Source organism: uncultured Porphyromonas sp. (assembly GCF_938023125.1).
In the GTDB taxonomy this organism is placed as follows: Bacteria; Bacteroidota; Bacteroidia; order Bacteroidales; family Porphyromonadaceae; genus Porphyromonas.
On record NZ_CALHDW010000004.1, the window covers coordinates 1 to 20,088 of the forward strand.

Here is a 20,088-nt window from a genome sequence, read left to right on the forward strand (position 1 = left end):
TAATAGCGGCATTCCCTTATTAGCTTTTGTGCCTTATCCATGTCGTTCATTACTTCTTTTATTGAGACTTTCGATATTCTATTCCGCATATTCTATCTAACAACTCTTTGAAGTAGTTGTATGAAGAGCCTGTTTTCAGCCGCTCGTCGTTCATGGCAAATCTCTTGATGATGTACTCTCGAAAGTGTAGTGTTGCCCACATACGGAATAGAGTTTCTAGCGTTACCTAGTGCAACTGAGTTTGTCGAAAAGCTCACCGCCAACAATGACGGAGGTGGAAAGTCTTGATTGTATATAATAAATAAAGGATGGAGTATATTAGAAATACTATGACTTTAGATAGAAAATATCCCCTGCCATACACTCCAATGGCAGGGGATAAGTGTGATAATAGAACCTCTAAATAGAGATGGAGTGATGTTCTTGTTACAAGCGATCCGCCGCTTGTCTTATTCTGTTAGCAAGGTCGACGAATGTCCCCTTAAATTGTTCTGTTTCTCCTTCTGTAAACTTTGTGGGTTTACCATTAATACCATTTTGCTTGAGGTAAAACCGTGATATCGGTTCCCTGAAATACCTCCATGCAATTCCAAACCATGTTGATTTCTGAGGGCCAATAAAAAGCGCCTCAAAATATCTGTTTTGAAGCGCTTTTTGTGTTCAGTCTCCTATCCCGATTTGTAACTACTTGACTTTTAGTGTTGTTTGTGGAGCATATCGGACTCGAACCGATCACCTCGACACTGCCAGTGTCGCGCTCTAGCCAGATGAGCTAATGCCCCATAACTTTCGACTACAAAGGTACGATACTTTTTGAAATAACCATTAGGTGGAGGCAGATTTTATGTGGTTGGGAGATTTGGACTTCAGTGACAACGAATACAAAATAGGGGAGAAGGCCTCATTGCAAGAGGAAGAAAAATCTCTCGGATGAGGTTAAACTCTATAATTGCGGCGCCTTGGGGCTGAATAGAAGTGTAGTAGGCTCCCTTTCCCCCTAGATCGAATGGCGAAAAAGTCTTGGCCTAAAAAATAAAGATTTACAGGGTGAGTTTTTTTTCATTCTTGCCCAGAATAAAAAAATATTTCGGGCAGAAATAAAATATTTTTCAGCCTATGTCGGAGTCTATTTCTGGCTAGAAAAGAAACTCATCTTCCTTTGTTTCGTTTTTCTTCCTTATTTCGTACTAATACTGCCCTACCTAGAGGGGAGAAAGGGTGTCCGTTCGAGAGCAAAATAGTATCTTTGCAGAAAGGTATGGGCCAGAGGGACGAGTGTTTGTTCAATGCTTCGTTTCCCTATATATAAAGGTGTATACCTCCGGATACAACAAAAAGAACAAAAGCATAGTAATACAAAGACCATATGGGTACAGACACGAAGTATATATTTGTGACAGGGGGTGTTGTATCATCTCTTGGCAAGGGAATTGTAGCCGCTTCTCTCGCAAAGTTATTACAAGCTCGGGGCTTTAAGGTGACGATTCAGAAGTTTGATCCCTATATCAATATAGATCCGGGTACACTTAATCCTTACGAGCACGGAGAGTGCTATGTGACCAACGATGGGCATGAGGCCGATTTGGACTTGGGGCATTACGAGCGATTCTTGAACGTGCCTACCTCGCGTGCCAATAACATAACCACGGGGCGTATCTATCAGAATGTAATCCGTAAGGAGCGTAGAGGTGACTATTTGGGTAAGACCATCCAGGTGATCCCCCATATCACAGACGAGATCAAACGGAATGTAAAACTCCTTGGTCAGAAAGAAAATTACGATTTTGTTCTCACAGAAATCGGCGGAGTGGTGGGAGATATTGAGTCTCTACCTTTCCTCGAGGCTGTGCGACAACTTAAGTGGGAGCTTGGTAAGAATTGCCTCTGTGTACACCTTACTTATGTACCCTATATTCATGCTGCAGGCGAATTCAAAACAAAGCCGACTCAGCACTCTGTAAAGCAACTCCAAGAGGCCGGTATCCAGCCGGATATATTGGTGCTTCGTACTGAGCAGGCGTTGCAAAATGATATCCTTGCCAAGGTGGCTCAGTTCTGTAATGTAGCCCCCGATGCCGTAATTCAGAGCATCGATATGCCTACAATTTACGAGATCCCTCTCCTCTTGAGAGATCAAAAAATGGATGAGGCTGTGTTGCGCAAGGTGGGTATAGAGCCCGGCCCTCGCCCCGAGATGAAGGCTTGGTGCGCCTTTGTGGAGAAGCTCAAGAATGCGCACGAAGAAGTGGCTATCGCTCTAGTGGGTAAGTATGTAGAGCTGCAAGATGCCTACAAATCCATCGACGAATCCCTCTTGCAATCATGTACCTACAACGATAAGAAGCTACGTTTGACTAGTATCCAAAGTGAGCATATTACGGAAGAGAATGTGGCAGAGCTGCTATCGGGATTCGATGGCGTACTCATTGCTCCCGGCTTTGGACAACGCGGTGTAGAAGGGAAACTTGTTGCCCTTAAATACACTCGTGAGAGGGGGATTCCTACCCTAGGTATTTGCCTTGGCATGCAGTGTATGGCTATTGAGTTTGCCCGTAATGTGTTAGGTCTGGCAGACGCTAATACGGCAGAAATTGCACCGGCTTCGAAGAATAGGGTAATTGATATTATGGAGCAACAGAAGACGGTAACCGATCTAGGGGGCTCTATGCGCTTAGGGGCTTACACCTGCCGCCTAAAACCCGGCAGCAAGATTAGTGAAGCTTACGGTAAGACCATGATAAGTGAGCGTCACCGCCATCGTTACGAGTTCAATGGCGAGTACAGAGAGGCTTTTGAGAAGAATGGGTTCCATTGCGTTGGGGAAAATCCCGAAACAAATCTTGTGGAAGCCCTCGAACTCGAAGGTCACCCTTGGTACATTGGCGTGCAGTATCATCCCGAGTATAACAGCACGGTGGTAAATCCCAGCCCCATCTTTATGGGCTTTATTCGTGCGGCTGTGGCGTATCATAATACAAAGTAATTCCCCTCTTCTGATAGAGACTCCTTTCCTTCTGTTGGGAGTCTCTCTACTTTTTGAGCATAACCAAGTAATATGGATAAAAATACAATCATCGGTGTATCTTTGATAGCCTTGGTGCTTATCGGATTCACATTCTTAAATCGTCCAACTCCCGAGGAAGCTACTCCCAAAGAGCCTATCGAAGCCATTTCTTCTGCCCCTGCAGAGACCACATCTTCGTCGGCAGTGTTACCTACTTCCACAGATTCGCTAGCACCCGAGGCCTCTCCTCTTTTGGGGCTAGCCGGTGGACAAGAGCAAATTGTTAAACTAGAGAATGAAAAGCTTGTTGTTTCTTTCTCCAACCATGGAGGGGCTGCCGTACAAGCTCGCCTTAAGGAATACAAAGCACAAAAGGAGCAACCGCTAGACCTTTTTACTCCGGAGGATTGCTCATTTAACCTCCCCTTGCGTACAAAAATGGGGCAGGTTATTGATACCAAAGACCTCTATTTTGAGCCTATTGCTCAGTCCGATAGCTCTCTTACCATGCGTTTGAGAGTGGATAGCGCTGCCTATCTCGATTTTGCCTACACGCTAGTGCCGAATGACTATCGCTTGCGCCTGAGCATCAGCGGAGCGCATCTAGATCGGTTATTCCCGAGCAATATGCGCTACCAAGATTTGGAGATTGGTCAGAAGATTCGCCGTCAAGAACTCTCTTGGCAAAACGAGAATCAATACTCTGCTATCTACTATAAGTTGTTGGCCGACAAGGTGGAACGCTTGAGCGACAAGGGATCGAAGAGTGAGAAGGTGAATGAAAGAGTCTCTTGGATTGCCTTCAAAGACAAGTTCTTCTCCTCGGTATGGATTGCCGATGCTGCCAATGCTTTCGAAAGCTCTAATCTAGAGCAGACCGTTATGCCCAAGGATGGGGAGTACACCAAAGACTGTAAGGTTGTAACTTCTTTCCCCTTCAGTAGCGCACAAGACGCTAGTGCGCACTTTACGCTCTACATGGGGCCCCTGGAGCACCACCTTCTAAAAGCATATGATCAGGGTGTGGAAGAAGATGGAGATCGTCTCCATTTGGAACATCTTGTATACGTGGGCGGTAGTGTATTCCGCTGGCTTAATGTGCATTTGATCATCCCAATTGTAGACTTCCTCAGTAAGTATATTTCTAATTGGGGGCTCATTATCCTTCTCCTTACCCTCATTATCAAAACGGCGCTCTCTCCTCTTACCTTCAAAAGCTACATGTCGCAAGCTAAGATGCGAGTGCTTAAACCCCAGATACAAGCCATTAACGACAAGTATCCCGGTCAGGAGCAAGCTATGATGATGAAGAGAAGTCAGGAGACCATGGCTCTTTACAAGCAAGCCGGAGCAAGCCCGATGAGTGGCTGCTTACCTATGTTGCTACAGATGCCTTTCTTGATTTCTTTGTATATGTTCTTCCCAACGGCTATTGCATTACGTGGTGAGTCTTTCCTTTGGGCGCACGACCTCTCTACCTATGATGCTGTTCTTTCGTGGAATTTTAATATCCCCATTCTCTCCGGTCTGATGGGAAATCATTTGAGTCTCTTCTGTCTTTTGTGGGCTGTGACCAATATTCTCTACTCTAGGTACACGATGAATATGTCTGCTACAGGGGACAATCAGCAAATGAAGATGATGAAGTACATGCCCTACATCATGTCTATTATGTTCTTCTTCTTCTTCAATAATAATGCTTCGGGGCTGTGCTATTACTACTTTATTTCTACCCTCATTACTATCTTGCAATTCCTCGGAAGTCGTCTTCTCATCAACGAAGAGAAGGTGCTCGCCAAGATAGAAGAGAATAAGAAGAAGCCCAAGAAAAAATCTGGGTTTATGGCACGTCTTGAGGAAGCTCAGCGTCTCCAGCAACAGCAGATGCGTAATCAACAAAAGAAAGGTCGTTAATCTCCATTAAGAAGACAATCCTCTATGGAACCACTCAAACATGAATGCGGGATAGCCCTTGTACGGCTACTAAAACCGCTCTCTTACTATCAAGAAAAGTACGGTACCTGGATGTATGGGCTTAATAAGCTCTACTTGCTGATGGAGAAACAGCATAACCGTGGTCAAGAAGGGGCAGGATTTGCCGCCGTCAAGCAGCATGCCGCTCCGGGAGAGGAGTATCTCTATCGCCAACGGGCCGAGGGATCCAATGCTATTGCAGAGATCTTTAGTGATACCCATCGCCTATTTGCAGACTATACTCCCGAGCAGCTTAGTGATGCTGTTTTCGCTCAAGAGCATATCCCCTTTGCGGGAGAATGCTACATGGGTCACCTCCGTTACTCTACAACGGGTAAGAGCGGTCTCTCCTTTGTTCATCCGATGATTCGCCGCAGCAATTGGCGCGCACGTACCCTTGCTATTTGTGGTAATTTCAATCTTACGAATGTGGATGCAATCTTTGATGCAATCACCAGCAAAGGGCAGCATCCGCGCGTAATTAGTGATATGCATATCCTGCTAGAGCAGATCGGGCATAGGCTTGATCGCGAGGTGGAGCGTGTGTATACGATGGGGCGTTTGGAGCACAACCTGCACGGAATGGACATCACTCACTACATAGAAGAGAAGATGGATCTCGCACAAGTGCTACGCAAAGCCGCTCCTCTCTGGGATGGCGGATTTGTAATGTGTGGCCTTACCGGTAGTGGTGAGATGTATGCCGTGCGCGACGCTCATGGCATCCGTCCTGCATTTTACTACCTAGATGACGAAATCGCCGTAATTGCATCGGAGCGCCCCGTTATCCAAACCGTAATGAATGTAACGCATGATGCGGTACAAGAGTTGCAGCCAGGCCAATCCCTCCTCATTAATCAGAGAGGAGAGACTCGTCTGGAGCAGATTTTGGCTCCCGACAATCTTAAAGCCTGCTCCTTTGAGCGTATCTACTTCTCTCGAGGCAGTGATGTTGATATATACAAAGAGCGTAAGAAGCTAGGATATTTGCTGGCTCCTAAGATCTTGCAAGCCATCGATAACGATCTTGATCACTCGGTGTTTTCGTTTGTGCCCAATACCGCAGAAGTTGCCTATTACGGCATGGTAGAAGGGCTCAATGATCACTTGAATCGGGAAAAGTTAGAGGCTATAAAAGAAAAAAATGGAACTTGCACTCCGGAGGAGTTATCGGCTATAATCAATCGCAGAGTTCGAGTAGAAAAGGTGGCAATTAAGGACATCAAACTACGGACTTTTATTGCAGAAGGGAATAGCCGTAATGACCTTGCCGCTCACGTCTATGACGTTACTTATGGAAGCATAGAGTACGGAAAAGATAATCTTGTAATCATAGATGATAGTATTGTACGAGGTACAACTATCAAGCAAAGTATCCTCAAGATACTCGATCGCATTGGCCCCAAACTAATTGTAATTGTATCCAGCTCTCCTCAGATACGTTACCCCGATTGCTATGGGATTGATATGAGCCGGATGAAGGAATTCATCGCCTTCCGTGCTGCTATTGCCCTACATGAGGAACGTGCTACAAACTATATCATAGAGCAACAATACCGTGAGGCTTTGGGGTTGCGCAAGGTATCTCGCAACAACTTTGTACCCAATGTGGTAAAGGCTATATACAAGCCTTTCTCGCCCGAGGAGATCTCCGAAAAGATTGTAGAACTGGTAAAACCCAAGCAGCTTAAGGCTGAGGTGAAGATTGTATTCCAGAGCATTGAGGGATTGCACGACGCTATCCCTAATCACCCCGGAGACTGGTATTTTACGGGCAACTTCCCAACACCGGGTGGTGCACACCTCGTAAACGAGGCATTTATCAACTATGTGGAAAACGATTGGCATAAGGAGTAATATGAAGAAAGCAACCCTAACGCTGCAGGATGGTACCTCGTTTGAGGGCTATTCTTTTGGAGCAGAGAAAAATATTATAGGAGAGGTTGTATTCAATACAGCCATGAATGGCTATCCCGAGAGCTTGACAGACCCCAGCTACATGGGGCAGATTATGGTGATGACCTACCCCATGGTGGGGAATTATGGTATCCCATCTGCTGAAGTTTCTCCCGAGGGAATATCGTGTTGTCTTGAGAGCGCGCATATCTATATGCAGGCTATCGTGGTGGCGGACTATTCCTCAGAATACAGCCATTGGAATGCTACCTCTTCTCTCGCAGATCGCCTCAAAGAGGAGGGGACTGTAGGGCTTACAAATATTGATACAAGAGCTCTTACAAAGCACCTCCGTGAGCATGGTTCTCAAAAGGGAACAATTACGATTGAGGGCGTTGACAACCCTATCGAGGATGCTCGTTGGGAAGAACGCAACCTAGTAGCAGAGGCATCCACTCGAGAAGTGGTACGCTATGGACAAGGCTCTAAAACGGTAGTACTCATCGATTGTGGGGTGAAGCACAATATCATCCGTCAGCTATTGCGTGAGGATATTACCCTGGTGCGTGTACCTTGGGACTACGACTTTACCACGCTCTCGTACGATGGCGTTTTCATCAGTAATGGCCCCGGTAATCCCGAGATGTGTACCAAGACTGTGGAGAACTTACGCCGTGCAATTGCCGGAGATAAGCCCATCTATGGTATCTGTATGGGTAATCAGCTTCTCTCTTTGGCGGCGGGTGCTAAGATTTATAAGCTCAAGTATGGGCATCGGAGTCACAATCAACCGGTGCGTATGGTAGGCACGAATAGCTGCTTTATCACGAGTCAAAACCACAGTTTTGCCGTGGATAGCAGTACGTTGGGAGCCGACTGGGAAGAATGGTTTGTCAACCTTAATGATGGCTCGAATGAGGGAATTAAGCATAAGACAAAGCCTATCCGTTCTGTACAATTCCATCCAGAGGCTTGTGGCGGACCAAAGGATACTCTCTTCATTTTCGATGAATTTCTCTCTCTCCTCTAGGGCGCCTATACCCCAAGAATGTAAGGGAAGATAAAGATTTTTCGAATCTATCTATATTATATTTCAGACCAAGCAATCAAGAAGACAATATGACTAGCAATGGCAAACCGAAGAAGGTATTAGTACTCGGCTCTGGTGCTCTTAAGATCGGAGAGGCAGGGGAATTCGATTATTCCGGATCCCAGGCTCTCAAAGCTATTCGAGAAGAAGGCATCAAGACCATCCTTATCAATCCAAATATTGCCACTGTGCAGACAAGTGAAGGTGTTGCGGATGAGGTTTATTTCCTCCCAGTAACACCTTTTTTTGTAGAGAAAGTAATCGCTAAAGAACGCCCTGATGGCATCTTGCTTGCCTTCGGAGGACAGACTGCGCTCAACTGCGGTGTGGCTCTCTATCGTCAGGGGGTTTTGGATCGCTATAACGTGAAGGTATTGGGTACTCCTGTGGAGACTATTATTGCAACGGAAGACCGTGAACTCTTTGTTGAGAAGCTCAATGAGATTAACGTTAAGACTATCGCCAGCGAGGCGGTTGAGAGCATTGAGGCTGCACGTAAGGCTGCTAAGCGCCTAGGTTATCCCGTAATTATCCGCGCTGCCTTTGCCCTTGGGGGGTTAGGTAGTGGCTTTTGCGATAACGAAGAAGAACTCGATACTCTTTGCGAAAAGGCCTTCTCTTTCTCACCTCAGGTGCTTGTAGAGAAGAGTCTAAAGGGATGGAAGGAGATTGAATACGAGGTGGTACGAGATGCTTACGACAACTGTATTACGGTATGTAATATGGAGAATTTCGACCCCCTCGGCATCCATACCGGCGAGAGTATTGTGATTGCTCCTTCGCAAACTCTCTCCAATGACGAGTACCATAAATTGCGTTCGCTGGCGATTCGTATCATCCGCCACCTTGGTATCGTAGGGGAGTGTAATGTACAATATGCTCTCGATCCCGAGAGTGAAGATTACCGCGTAATTGAGGTAAATGCACGTCTTTCTCGCTCTTCGGCGCTGGCCTCTAAGGCTACCGGTTATCCCCTCGCCTTTATAGCAGCTAAGCTAGGTCTGGGATATGGATTATTCGATCTCAAGAATAGTGTAACGCGTACTACTCCTGCCTTTTTTGAGCCAGCTCTCGACTACTGCGTCTGTAAAATCCCTCGCTGGGACCTTGGTAAATTCCATGGAGTATCCCGAGAGTTGGGCAGTAGCATGAAGAGTGTGGGTGAGGTAATGGCCATTGGTCGTACTTTTGAAGAGGCGATACAAAAGGGGCTCCGCATGATCGGGCAGGGGATGCACGGCTTCTGCGAGAATAAAGAACTCGTGATCAAAGATATTGATGCCGCCCTCAAAGCGCCTACCGATACACGTATTTTTGTGATTAGTAAGGCCTTTAGAGCCGGCTATTCAGTTGATGATATTCACAAGCTTACACGCATTGATAAGTGGTTTTTGAGTCGACTTAAAAACATTCTGAACACGGCGGAGGAGCTCGAGTCACACACCGATTTGGAAGACATTAGCCCTGAGTTGATGCGAATGGCTAAGCAGCAGGGTTTTTCCGACTTCCAGATTGCTCGTGCTATTTGGAAGCACAATCGCAATGATCTAGAGCAAGCCTCTAACGAAGTGCGAGCCTTCCGTCTAAAGCAGGGTGTCTATCCCGTGGTAAAACAAATAGATACTTTGGCCGCTGAGTTCCCTGCTCAAACGAACTATCTCTACCTCACCTACCATGGCGTGGAGCACGATGTATCCTATCATACAACGAAGCCTGCAGTGGTTGTTTTGGGCTCCGGAGCGTATCGTATTGGTAGCTCTGTAGAGTTTGACTGGTGTGGAGTAAATGCTCTTAACACCATACGTAGAGAGGGGTACGACTCTGTAATGATTAACTACAACCCCGAAACGGTAAGTACCGACTATGACGAGTGCGACCGACTCTACTTCGACGAGCTTACTTTCGAGCGTGTAATGGATATCCTAGAGTTGGAGAATCCCATGGGGGTAATCCTCTCTACCGGGGGCCAAATCCCCAATAACTTGGCCGTTCGATTGGATCAAGAACGCGTACGCATCTTGGGTACGTCTGCTCAAAGTATCGACAATGCAGAAGATCGTCACAAGTTCTCTGCTATGCTCGATCGCCTTGGCGTTGACCAACCGGCTTGGCGAGAACTGACTTCGATAGAGGATATCGACGACTTCGTTCGTGAGGTGGGTTATCCCGTATTGGTGCGTCCGAGCTATGTGCTCTCAGGGGCTGCCATGAACGTGTGTTCTAACCACGAAGAGTTGGAGCGCTTCCTCAAATTAGCCGCCAATGTGTCGCAAAAGCATCCCGTAGTAGTGAGCCAGTTTATTGAGCATGCCAAGGAGGTGGAAATGGATGCCGTAGCTCGTAATGGAGAAATTATTGCTTATGCCATTAGTGAGCATATCGAGTTTGCCGGGGTACACTCCGGGGACGCAACCATCCAATTCCCGGCTCAGAAGCTCTATGTGGAGACGGTACGCCGTATTAAGCGGATCAGTCGACAAATTGCAGAAGCTCTCAAGATTTCGGGTCCCTTTAATATCCAGTTCCTTGCCAAAGACAACGATATAAAGGTGATCGAATGTAACCTAAGAGCTTCTAGAAGTTTCCCCTTTGTCAGCAAGGTGCTGAAGATAAACTTCATCGATCTTGCTACCCGTATCATGCTCGGCTTGCCTGTGGAGAAACCCAATAAGAACGCATTCGATCTCGACTATGTGGGGATTAAGGCTTCGCAATTCTCCTTTACCCGTTTGCAAAAAGCGGACCCCGTGCTTGGTGTGGACATGACTTCTACCGGAGAGGTGGGCTGTATAGCAGACGATACGGACGAGGCTATCCTCAAATCCATGCTCTCCGTGGGGCAGCGCATCCCCAGCAAGGGTATCTTGCTCTCCTCGGGAGGATATAAGCAGAAGGTGGCTTTGATGGATGCATGTCGCCTTCTCACCAAGAAGGGGTATACCCTCTACGCTACGGAGGGAACGCACAACTTCTTGCAGGAGAATGGTATCCCCTCTGTTCGCGTTTACTGGGAAAAAGAGTCAGGCAAGCCCTATATCTTCAGCTTACTGCAGGAGCATGTGGTGGACTTGGTGGTCAATATTAACAAGAACCTGACGGCAGGCGAGCTGACCAATGGCTATAAGTTGCGCCGATCGGCTATCGATCTTAATATACCTTTGATCACGAATGCTCGTTTGGCTTCTGCCTTTATCACCGCTTTCTGTCGCTTGTCCGAAGATGACATTCAGATTAAGTCTTGGAGCGAGTATAAGTAATACGAATTGATTTATAGCGGGTGCTTCGGATGGATACAAGTCCGGAGCACCCTTCTTTTATGCCAAGCGGAGATCTTTTTCACTTCAAGCAATTCAGTCTCGATCAGGCAGGATGCGGGATGCGTATCGGTACGGATGGAGTGCTCCTGGGCGCATGGGCTTCTAGTAATCTCCGAGGAGAGGCTCCGCTACAGATCCTAGATGTGGGCTGTGGTACAGGACTTATCGCCTTGATGCTGGCGCAACGCTATCCCTGGGCTGAGGTAACGGCTCTAGAGATCGAACCTACGGCTGTGGAGCGAGCTACCTACAATGCAGCTCACTCTCCCTTTTCGTCTCGGGTTAGGGTAGTGCAATCCGATTTTTCAACGTGGCAAGCTTCCCAAGCCTTGTATGACTTGATTGTATCCAATCCGCCCTATTACAAGAATACGTTACAAGCACGATCGGAGGTGAGACATACGGCTCGGGCCATTAGTTTGCTCTCTCCCAAAGAGGTCTTGCATCGAGCTACGGATCTTCTAAGTCCCCAGGGGATTGTAGCTCTAGTTACCCCTTACGACCAATTGGAAGAGCTGAGGATCTTTGCTTTTACTCAGGGGTTGATTCCGCTACGTCTAACAGCAGTACATACCACTCCGATCAAACCGCCCAAGCGACTTTTGAGCGAATGGACAAGGAGAGATGGGGCTTGTCTAGAACCGGCTTTGTTGCAACCGCTTGTTATTCATGGGGATACTGTCTCTTCTTATTCTCCGGAATACATCAATCTCGTCCGCCCCTTTTATACCTTTCTCTAGTACTTCACACTCTTGTAGGGGGAGGCTTCTCTCTTTCTAATTTATCAATATCTTTAGCTTCCCCTCTCTCCGGGCCATTTGGCAAGAGAGGTATCCCTTTTTACCCACAAGCCATGACTTCGTTTGTGATCAGTTGAAAGGGCTCTTCTTTTCTGCCTGATTTTCAAATCTTTTTCAGCCGGAAATGCGACTACATTCTGCCTGAATTTTCTGGATTTCTTGGGCAAGAAAATCTCCAAGATTAGGCAAGAAAATGCTATATTTGTGCTTGAATCACAGTAAATAATGGAACTAAGATATGAATAACTTTAGGTACTACAATCCTACACAACTGATATTTGGTAAGGGCAGTATAGCTCGCCTTGCCAAACTTTTACCCTCAGATGCAAAGATTCTCGTAACCTATGGGGGCGGGAGTGTGCGCCGCAATGGCGTTTATGAGCAGGTAACCTCAGCCCTCCAAGGCTTTGAGTATAGTGAGTTTTGGGGGCTGGAGTCGAATCCTACGGTAGAGACAATCCGCCGAGCTGTAGCCCAAGGGAAAGAAAAGAAGAGCAATTTTGTACTAGCCGTAGGGGGTGGTTCGGTAATTGATGCCTCCAAGCTTATATCCGCCGCTCTATTGCGAGATGAAGACCCTTGGCAGTTGGTATTGCAGGGCATGGTGCGTGATCGGTTTGTTCCGTTGGGCACTGTACTAACCATCCCTGCTACGGGGTCTGAGATGAACTCCGGAGCTGTCATTTCTTCTTCGGAGACAAAAGAGAAATACCCCTTTCATGGGCAATTCCCCACTTTCTCTATCCTCGATCCGGAGGTTACATACACTCTTCCTCCTTTCCAATTGGCCTGCGGTATTGCTGATAGCTATGTGCATGTAATGGAGCAATACCTTACAGCCCCGGGGCAGAGCCGCTTGATGGATCGCTTTGCAGAGGGGATTTTGCTCACCCTCAGAGAGATTGCCCCTCTGGTACTTAGTGGAGAACCTAACTACGATGCCCGTGCTGATTTTATGGTAGCAGCTACACACGCCCTCAATGGCTCCATCAATTGGGGGGTAAAGGAAGATTGGTCTACACACATGATTGGGCATGAGCTCACAGCGATTGCCGGACTTACCCATGCGCACTCTCTTGTTATTGTTTTACCCTCTACCCTTCGTATCTTGAGCCGTATGGGAGATAAGCATGACAAGATGCTTGAATATGCTGAGCATATCTGGGGTATCAAGGTGGGTAGCGATGAGGAACGTATAGAGGCAGCCATCCAAGCAACGGAGCAGTTCTTCCGCTCTTTGGGGCTAACGACCCGCCTTCGTGAGGCCGGAGTATCTCAAGAGGTAGAAGATGAAATAGTACGCCGATTTACGGAGCGAGGCATGGTGTTGGGAGAAAATAAAACAGTAACCCCCGAGGTTGTGCGTGAGATCTTGGCGGATTGTCGTTAATCCACATCGTGTGTGGCGATTAAGATGGCCCGAGAAAGAGGCTAGAAACAAAGAAAATCTACATTAATAAGTTTACAAGAAATGCATTTAACTCGACAATTTTTGGCTGTTGCCCTCTTGGGGGGTAGTCTACTTTTGGGTGGTTGTGCTACCAAAAAGACAAAGAAAGCTGTACTTTCTACAACTTTAAGGGAGATGTGCTCTTTCGCTGCCCAGAATATTGCCGATTCAAAAGAGAGCAAAGGACTCTTTTCTGTTTACCATAACAAGAAGAATAAACTCTACTTTGGGATCCCCGACTCTCTGATGGGGCGAGATCTCTACTTTATCAACCGCGTTGCCGGAGTGAGCGATACACGAGAGTTGGTTGCTGGGGTTATCCAGTCTTCTCCCTTCCTTTTCCGCTTTACCAAAGACGACAATAACGTCTATATCGTGTGCCCCAATGTCTCAGACGTTGTGCGCAAGGGCGATGCCATCGCCAGTTCATTTCGTTCAAATGCCTTGGATAGGGTAGTAAAGTCTTTTCCCATAGTAACAAGAGAGGGAGATTGCTCACTAATAGACGTTACTAAGTTCTTCTCGGGAGACGAGAAGTTGCTATCGCCATTGAGACAAGTCTCCGGTCCGTTGGCAGAGCGCTTTATACAGGGAACTCTTGATGGGGAGGCTTCTTTAGTCGCATCGGCTAAGTCTTATCCCAAGAATGTCGAAATTTTGAGCCATCTGACCTATAATACTCGTCCTAGTGGAGAGCCCTATACGGTGGAGATGCAACGCTCAATCTTGCTTCTCCCCAAGGAGCCCATGCAGCCCCGATATGCGGATAATCGGGTGGGGTATTTCTCCTCTAGACGTCGTCTTTTTACATCGGATAGAGATAAGGTAGAGAGCTTCCGCCTCATCCATCGTTGGCGCCTCGAACCCAAAGATACAGCGGCCTACCAGCGTGGAGAGCTCGTTGAGCCCGTAGAGCCTATCGTCTTTTATGTGGATAGTGCTTTCCCCGAGAAGTGGCGCTCTACCATTAAGCAGGGGATTGAGGATTGGAATACGGCTTTTGAGGCTGCGGGCTTCAAAAATGCCATCAAGGCGCTCGATTATCCTTCCGATTCGACCTTCGACCCCAACGATGCCCGTTACAATACGTTCCGTTATGCCACTACGTCCATTGAGAATGCCATGGGGCCTAGCTATGTGGACCCACGCTCGGGAGAGATTATTTCAGCTCAGGTTATCTGGTACCACAATGTGATAAGTTTGGTACACAATTGGCGTTTGGTGCAGACGGGAGCCGTGGATCCTCGAGTGCGTACGCTGGTTTTCCCCGATGATGTAATGCGTGAGAGCCTTAGATATGTAGCTTCGCACGAAGTTGGGCACACTCTAGGTTTGATGCACAACATGGGGGCAAGTAACGCCTATACGATCGAGAATTTGCGTTCGCCGGAGTTCACAAAGGAGCATGGTACCACTCCTAGTATTATGGATTATGCTCGCAATAATTTTGTAGCCCAACCGGGAGACTATGAGCGTGGTGTACGCCTTACGCCTCCCATTCTCGGTAAGTATGATATTGCGGCTATTAAGTGGGGCTACTCACTTCTACCCGAGACCTTCCGAGGGGATACCGAAGGTGAGAAAAAGCAGCTTCGTAAAATGCTCGAAGAGAATGCCAAAGATCCGATGCTTCTCTTCGGTGCTCAGCAATTCCCCTCCACTGTAGATCCTACCGCTCAAACCGAAGATCTCTCCAATGATCACTTTACAGCGAGTGATATGTCTATCTCCAACCTCAAGATTCTTACCAAGAATATTGATAAATGGCTCTATCAAGAGGGTGACGATTATCGTGACCTTGAGGAAGTTTACTACGATATTATTTCTCAATATATGCGCCATGTAGGGCATATTGTCGCTCATATTGGAGGCATTGTCTTTACTGAAAGTCGTCAGGGAGATGGTAAGCCCTCTTATACCTATGTGCCACGCTCGGAGCAGAAACGTGCAGTAGAGTGGCTGGGTAATCAAGCCCACGAGGTTAATACATGGCTCTTGCGTCAGGATCTCCTCAATCGGATAGATAATGGTAGTAATACTCTTGCCAAGCAATTTACTAATTCATTTGTTGGCAATTTCTTCCGTGGAGGTAACTTGCGCCGCATTTATGAGTTCAACCTCTCGGGAGCCAAGGATGCTTATACTCTAGCCGATTATACGCACGATGTGGTGACAGCTCTCTTCTCGGCTACTCGCTCTGGAAAAACGAGCGAATACGACCGCATGCTAGAGGCTCGTGCGATAGATTTGATGTTGGAGAATGCACTCCTAACACCCACCGTTAAGGTAGAGAATAAAAAGTTTGCCCTCACCGAGGCTTGTCAGGAGCAGTTCGATCAATGGGTTAATACTCCCTCTATCCCCTGTGGTTACTCCTCCACTCAGCAGTATAATGAGGGGGAAGATTCATTTAGCCGTATAACAATATCCTATGGGGCTATCACCCCTGAGCGCATTGCCCCCTACTGGATGGCTGCCCTCGAAGAGGTAGAGAAGCTCTATAAGCAGAAGGCAAATAGTGGTGATGCCGCAGCTAAGGCATTCTATCGCTATCAGCTCCATCGCATCTCAGCGGCCCTTGCCGTTAAGTGAGCTAGGTAGCCTACTATTATCCCAACGTGAGCAGTTAGCTTTGTCTTTACAGAGCTAGCTGCTTTGTTTTTTAGGGTAGGGGATGAACCTTGGGGAACTTGTTGGTGTTATGTAAATAGTAACGAATAAGAAATTAGACAATAGAAAGTTAGAAGAGTATGACTCACGAACTTATCACCCTTCCCTATGCAGCCGATGCGCTTGCTCCTGCTATTAGCAAAGAAACAGTAGAGTTTCACCATGGCAAGCACCTCCTTGCTTATGTAAATACACTCAATAGTCTTATCCCCGGCACAGAATTTGAGAATGCCGACCTCTTGGATATTGTACGTAAGAGTGAGGGGAAATTATTTAATCAAGCCGGCCAGGTGCTCAATCATAACCTCTACTTTACACAGTTTGGTCCCAATGCTGGTGGTGCGCCTAAGGGTGCTCTTGCCGATGCTATTGCAAAGGGCTGGGGCTCATTTGAGGCTTTCCAAGCAGCTTTTCTTGAGGCTTGTACAGGTCTTTTTGGCTCAGGCTGGGTATGGCTTGCTTCTGATGAAAATGGCGTTTTGACCATCGAAAAAGAACCCAATGCCGGTAATCCTATCCGTAAGGGGCTTAATCCATTGCTCGGTTTCGATGTATGGGAGCACTCTTACTATCTAAGTTACCAAAACCGCAGAGCAGACCACATCAAAGACCTTTGGTCTATTGTTAGATGGGATGTAGTAGAAGAGCGTTACAATAAGTAACCTAAACAACGGAGTGGAGAGGCCGAATCCTTACTATTTCGTACCTCTCTTTCCCCTATTTATTTAGGTGTAATCCTCCTCAATAGATACTTGTTTAATAAAAGAAGAGGTATCTCTGATATTGTATCGGGGGTACCTCTTTTTCGTTGTGGAATAGGGATAGATTTAGTGGAAATCTAGAACAACCGAATCTCCTCAATTACGCGATAGTGTAGCTCTTGATTGATGAGTTGCATGATGTTTTCTTTCTGATCAGAAAGCATCTGTGCAGCAGCAGAGGAGCGTAACTGTATGTGCAGGGTATTATTGCGGAAGAAAATATTTCGGACAAAAGGGCGCATTGAGGCAAATCGCTCCCAGAAAAAAGCAATGGCACGCTCCCGGTAGAGCCCTTGTGCTAGTTCGGGCTCTTCTTCTATAAGGCTACTTAGTAGTGCGCCTAGGCGTTGAGGTTCGCTTCGTTTCATGCTGAGCCGGCTGTTTAGTGCGATGTCGCTTGCAAGGCGATATTGCCGTGGTCTACAGCATATAGATGAAAAGACTCGTGCTGTGCCTCTATAATGTCGTCGAGATACTTGCGGTTTGTGTCTGTAATGAATATCTGTCCAAAGATAGGACGGGAGACAATGCCGATAATACGCTCTACACGCTCTGCATCAAGTTTATCGAACAGGTCGTCTAAAAGCAAAATAGGACGGCATTGTAGCTTGTTGGCGAGCAGATTGTACTCGGTGAATTTGAGTGCCGTAAGAAAGGTCTTATTCTGCCCCTCAGAGCCGATTTTTCGCATCAGATTCTCGCCCAAAAGCATCTCAAGGTCGTCTTTGTGAATGCCGTAGGTTGTATATCCGGTAGCCCTCTCTTCCCGCCGTCTCTGGCGTAGGTCTTGGGTAAAAAGTTCCCTACTCGGAGCCGTTGCTGTGAGGTAGTTTAGAGTTACACATTCGCTCTTATCTCCGCAGATCTCTTGGTAGAGTTGGTTGAATGTTGGGGTAAAGTCACGAACGAACTCTGCTCGCTTTTGGGCTATCTCTACCCCTGTAAGAGCCATTTGTTCCTCCACAATGGAGAGCAACATCTCGTCTTGAAAGTCACTCTTGAGGAGGGTATTGCGTTGTTGTAGAGCTCTATCGTAGCGTATGAGGAGGTCTAAGTAGAGGGCATCGTGCTGGGAGAGAAGTCGGTCTAGCCAGTTGCGGCGTTCGTCACTACCTCCTCGGATCAGGCGATAGTCTTGGGGTGAAATAATCACCAAAGGATAGCGCCCAATATGCTCACTAAGTCGCTTGTAAAGCCTACCGTTACGGCTGAGAGCTTTGGCTTGACCCATACGGAGCCGCAAAGCTATTCTGTCCGTCTCTTCTCCATCATTTGCTCGGTAGTCCCCCGATAAGATAGCCTCAGTGGAGCCAATGCGGATGGCAAGGCGGTCTACTGTATTGAGGTGACTTCGGGCCATCGATAGGTAGTGGATGGCATCGAGTAGGTTCGTTTTGCCCATACCATTGCCGCCAAAGAAGCAATTGAGTTTGGGGGCAAAGTCGCAAGAGGCCGTAGCAATGCTTTTAAAGGCGACAAGCTCGAGATGCTCTAGTACCATGGAATGGTAGGTTAGTGAGCTCCTAGCTTCATCAGCGTATCTATAGACTGCTCCATCTTTTGAGAGAGCTTATCGGAGACCCGGGTTAGAGGTAGGCGCAGTGTAGGGGTATTGATGAGTTGCATCTTGTAGAGCCACTCTTTGATCCCTGCCGGATTCCCCTCCTCAAAGAGGAGTCGATAGCAAGCGGCAAAGGCATTATCAATCTCCACAGCACGTTCGCTCCCTGCCAGGTCGATAAGTTCTTTAGTCCAAGCCGGGTAGGCATTGGCCACTACAGATACAGCCCCATTGGCTCCTTGATGGATCAATTCGAGGGTACTATGGTCGTCTCCGGATAGGATGGTAAAGGCTGGGTCCAGGAGGCTAGCTAGTTTGGTTACACGATCTTCTACACCTGAGGCCTCTTTGATGGCGACGATCTTTTCCGGGAAGTTATTGCGAAGGCGAAGCACGGTGTCGGGGTCCATATCTACACCCGTCCGGCTCCGTATATTGTACAGAATGATGGGTTTGTCGCTGGCTTGTGCCGCAGCGGCAAAATGCTGATAAATCCCCTCCTGAGAGGGCTTGTTGTAGTAGGGAACAACGCTCAGAAACCCTTGTACATCGTAGCTGTTGGCAAGAGTGATACGATCTATGAGTCGTTGGGTCGAATTATCCCCAAGCCCTAAGACAATAGGGTAGTTGGGCCCTGCCTCCCTGCGCACAGCAGAGAGTACTTTTTCCACCTCTTCGCAAGTAATAACGGGCGATTCTCCAGTGGTGCCAAAGACCACAATAAAATCTGCCTTTGAGACAACGATATTGCGAACAATAGCCCCGAGAGATTGGTAGTCTACTTGTCCATCAACAAGAAATGGAGTTGCAAGAGCCACACCAAGCCCCATAAATTGAGCGGGAGGGAAGGGGGAGTATACCATAGGGATAAAGCGTTACTTCAATCTGCGATCATTTAAATCCATAGGCAAAAATACGCTTTTCGCTCGGATGTTTCACCTACTCCTTTCGGAAATAAGGGGTATTGCTTCATTCTTTTCGGGGGAGAGTCTTCTTCTTAGGGCCGTTGATATTGCCTTTTCCCTTCGAGAAATCGGGCTCTTTCTTCTCTCTCCGTGCTGGATGTGTTATAAGAATCTAAATACGTCTTGCTGACTGAAAAAACCTATACTTTTGGGGGCGAAAATATTGCTCCCTCCCTTGTGAGAGAGGTGTATTTGGATGTTGGTGTACATCGAAATTATAGAGTGTAGATATAGATTAATCACGAAAAGGAATTATGATGAAAAAGCTATTTCATTCGCTAGCACTAGTTACGGCCTTCTTGCTCCCTCTAGAGGTATTGGGCCAGAGTACAACCTCTCAAGAGGATTCGTCTTCTCCCATCCCCATGTTCGCAGAGGGGGTGAAGTGGAGCGTTTCTGAAAAGAGCATCAAGAAAGAGTGGGAGCCTGAGCGTTATAATTGGTTTAACGTAGGAGAGAACTATCAGTACGGTGTACAAGGCAAGGAATCCATTAAAGGTAAAGAATACTTCCACGTTGTTACGACCAAAGGAACAGCGAACGTAGACTTCTATGCCCGTGAGGAGGGAACTAAAGTTTACCTCTATCAAAAAAGTACGG

14 protein-coding genes, 1 tRNA gene and 1 pseudogene are annotated in these 20,088 nt (G+C 47.2%); 10 read left to right on the plus strand and 6 right to left on the minus strand.

The genetic code is table 11. From position 1 onward, the window contains the following. Positions 1-88: 88 nt before the first annotated feature. From rhuM to Q0090_RS01260, 3 genes and pseudogenes are all read right to left on the minus strand, one after another. Positions 89-214, minus strand: a pseudogene (rhuM, locus tag Q0090_RS01255) (RhuM family protein); the annotation flags it as partial. A 212-nt stretch (positions 215-426) separates the two neighbouring features. Next, positions 427-618, minus strand: coding sequence for a DUF5053 domain-containing protein (locus Q0090_RS07965; protein WP_366136071.1), 192 nt, complete (start codon positions 616-618; stop codon positions 427-429). 90 nt (positions 619-708) lie between these two features. Then, positions 709-782, minus strand: a tRNA-Ala gene (locus tag Q0090_RS01260). Positions 783-1,366: 584 nt separating this feature from the next. Between Q0090_RS01260 and Q0090_RS01265 the strand changes: the two genes are divergently transcribed. From Q0090_RS01265 to Q0090_RS01305, 9 genes are all read left to right on the plus strand, one after another. After that, positions 1,367-2,983, plus strand: a complete 1,617-nt coding sequence (locus Q0090_RS01265; RefSeq protein WP_297946699.1) for a CTP synthase — start codon at positions 1,367-1,369, stop codon at positions 2,981-2,983. Between the two features lie 72 nt (positions 2,984-3,055). Next, complete coding sequence (gene yidC, locus Q0090_RS01270) at positions 3,056-4,918, plus strand: membrane protein insertase YidC (protein WP_297946701.1); 1,863 nt, start codon at positions 3,056-3,058, stop codon at positions 4,916-4,918. A gap of 24 nt (positions 4,919-4,942) precedes the next feature. Further along, entirely contained in the window at positions 4,943-6,835 is a 1,893-nt protein-coding gene (locus Q0090_RS01275; RefSeq protein ID WP_297946702.1) for an amidophosphoribosyltransferase, read from the plus strand. Position 6,836: 1 nt separating this feature from the next. After that, positions 6,837-7,904 carry a glutamine-hydrolyzing carbamoyl-phosphate synthase small subunit gene (carA, locus tag Q0090_RS01280; protein WP_297946704.1) on the plus strand — a complete coding sequence of 356 codons (1,068 nt, stop codon included), beginning with the start codon at positions 6,837-6,839 and terminating at the stop codon, positions 7,902-7,904. Positions 7,905-7,993: 89 nt separating this feature from the next. Next, positions 7,994-11,221 (plus strand): carbamoyl-phosphate synthase (glutamine-hydrolyzing) large subunit, encoded by a 3,228-nt coding sequence (carB, locus tag Q0090_RS01285; RefSeq protein WP_297946706.1) that lies wholly within the window; start codon positions 7,994-7,996, stop codon positions 11,219-11,221. 29 nt (positions 11,222-11,250) lie between these two features. Further along, on the plus strand, positions 11,251-12,021 hold the full coding sequence (locus Q0090_RS01290; protein WP_297946708.1) for a methyltransferase: 771 nt from the start codon (positions 11,251-11,253) through the stop codon (positions 12,019-12,021). 298 nt (positions 12,022-12,319) lie between these two features. Further along, positions 12,320-13,471, plus strand: coding sequence for an iron-containing alcohol dehydrogenase (locus Q0090_RS01295; RefSeq protein ID WP_297946710.1), 1,152 nt, complete (start codon positions 12,320-12,322; stop codon positions 13,469-13,471). A 195-nt stretch (positions 13,472-13,666) separates the two neighbouring features. Continuing rightward, on the plus strand, positions 13,667-16,123 hold the full coding sequence (locus Q0090_RS01300; RefSeq protein WP_297946712.1) for a zinc-dependent metalloprotease: 2,457 nt from the start codon (positions 13,667-13,669) through the stop codon (positions 16,121-16,123). 158 nt (positions 16,124-16,281) lie between these two features. Next, a complete protein-coding gene (locus tag Q0090_RS01305; protein ID WP_297946714.1) occupies positions 16,282-16,863 on the plus strand; it encodes a superoxide dismutase in 582 nt (193 codons plus the stop codon). A gap of 176 nt (positions 16,864-17,039) precedes the next feature. Here the strand turns inward: Q0090_RS01305 and Q0090_RS01310 are convergent, their stop codons facing one another. From Q0090_RS01310 to dapA, 3 genes are read right to left on the minus strand one after another with little or no spacing between them, the layout of a single operon-like run. Further along, positions 17,040-17,330 carry a DciA family protein gene (locus tag Q0090_RS01310; RefSeq protein ID WP_297946716.1) on the minus strand — a complete coding sequence of 97 codons (291 nt, stop codon included), beginning with the start codon at positions 17,328-17,330 and terminating at the stop codon, positions 17,040-17,042. 14 nt (positions 17,331-17,344) lie between these two features. Then, positions 17,345-18,463: a DNA replication and repair protein RecF gene (gene recF / locus Q0090_RS01315; RefSeq protein ID WP_297946717.1), complete on the minus strand. Its 1,119-nt coding sequence runs from the start codon at positions 18,461-18,463 to the stop codon at positions 17,345-17,347. A gap of 11 nt (positions 18,464-18,474) precedes the next feature. Continuing rightward, positions 18,475-19,386, minus strand: coding sequence for a 4-hydroxy-tetrahydrodipicolinate synthase (gene dapA / locus Q0090_RS01320; RefSeq protein ID WP_297946719.1), 912 nt, complete (start codon positions 19,384-19,386; stop codon positions 18,475-18,477). A 356-nt stretch (positions 19,387-19,742) separates the two neighbouring features. Between dapA and Q0090_RS01325 the strand changes: the two genes are divergently transcribed. Then, on the plus strand, positions 19,743-20,088 hold a 346-nt coding region (locus tag Q0090_RS01325; RefSeq protein ID WP_297946721.1), incomplete at its 3' end, for a hypothetical protein.

Bases quoted from the DNA above. Each gene is read 5' to 3' on its own strand.
- Q0090_RS01295 (WP_297946710.1), top strand. From the start codon at position 12,320: ATGAATAACTTTAGGTACTACAATCCTACACAACTGATATTTGGTAAG.
- dapA (WP_297946719.1), bottom strand. From the start codon at position 19,386: ATGGTATACTCCCCCTTCCCTCCCGCTCAATTTATGGGGCTTGGTGTG.
- Q0090_RS01265 (WP_297946699.1), top strand. From the start codon at position 1,367: ATGGGTACAGACACGAAGTATATATTTGTGACAGGGGGTGTTGTATCA.
- yidC (WP_297946701.1), top strand. From the start codon at position 3,056: ATGGATAAAAATACAATCATCGGTGTATCTTTGATAGCCTTGGTGCTT.
- Q0090_RS01305 (WP_297946714.1), top strand. From the start codon at position 16,282: ATGACTCACGAACTTATCACCCTTCCCTATGCAGCCGATGCGCTTGCT.
- Q0090_RS01310 (WP_297946716.1), bottom strand. From the start codon at position 17,330: ATGAAACGAAGCGAACCTCAACGCCTAGGCGCACTACTAAGTAGCCTT.
- Q0090_RS01300 (WP_297946712.1), top strand. From the start codon at position 13,667: ATGTGCTCTTTCGCTGCCCAGAATATTGCCGATTCAAAAGAGAGCAAA.
- Q0090_RS01290 (WP_297946708.1), top strand. From the start codon at position 11,251: ATGGATACAAGTCCGGAGCACCCTTCTTTTATGCCAAGCGGAGATCTT.
- Q0090_RS01275 (WP_297946702.1), top strand. From the start codon at position 4,943: ATGGAACCACTCAAACATGAATGCGGGATAGCCCTTGTACGGCTACTA.
- carA (WP_297946704.1), top strand. From the start codon at position 6,837: ATGAAGAAAGCAACCCTAACGCTGCAGGATGGTACCTCGTTTGAGGGC.
- carB (WP_297946706.1), top strand. From the start codon at position 7,994: ATGACTAGCAATGGCAAACCGAAGAAGGTATTAGTACTCGGCTCTGGT.
- recF (WP_297946717.1), bottom strand. From the start codon at position 18,463: ATGGTACTAGAGCATCTCGAGCTTGTCGCCTTTAAAAGCATTGCTACG.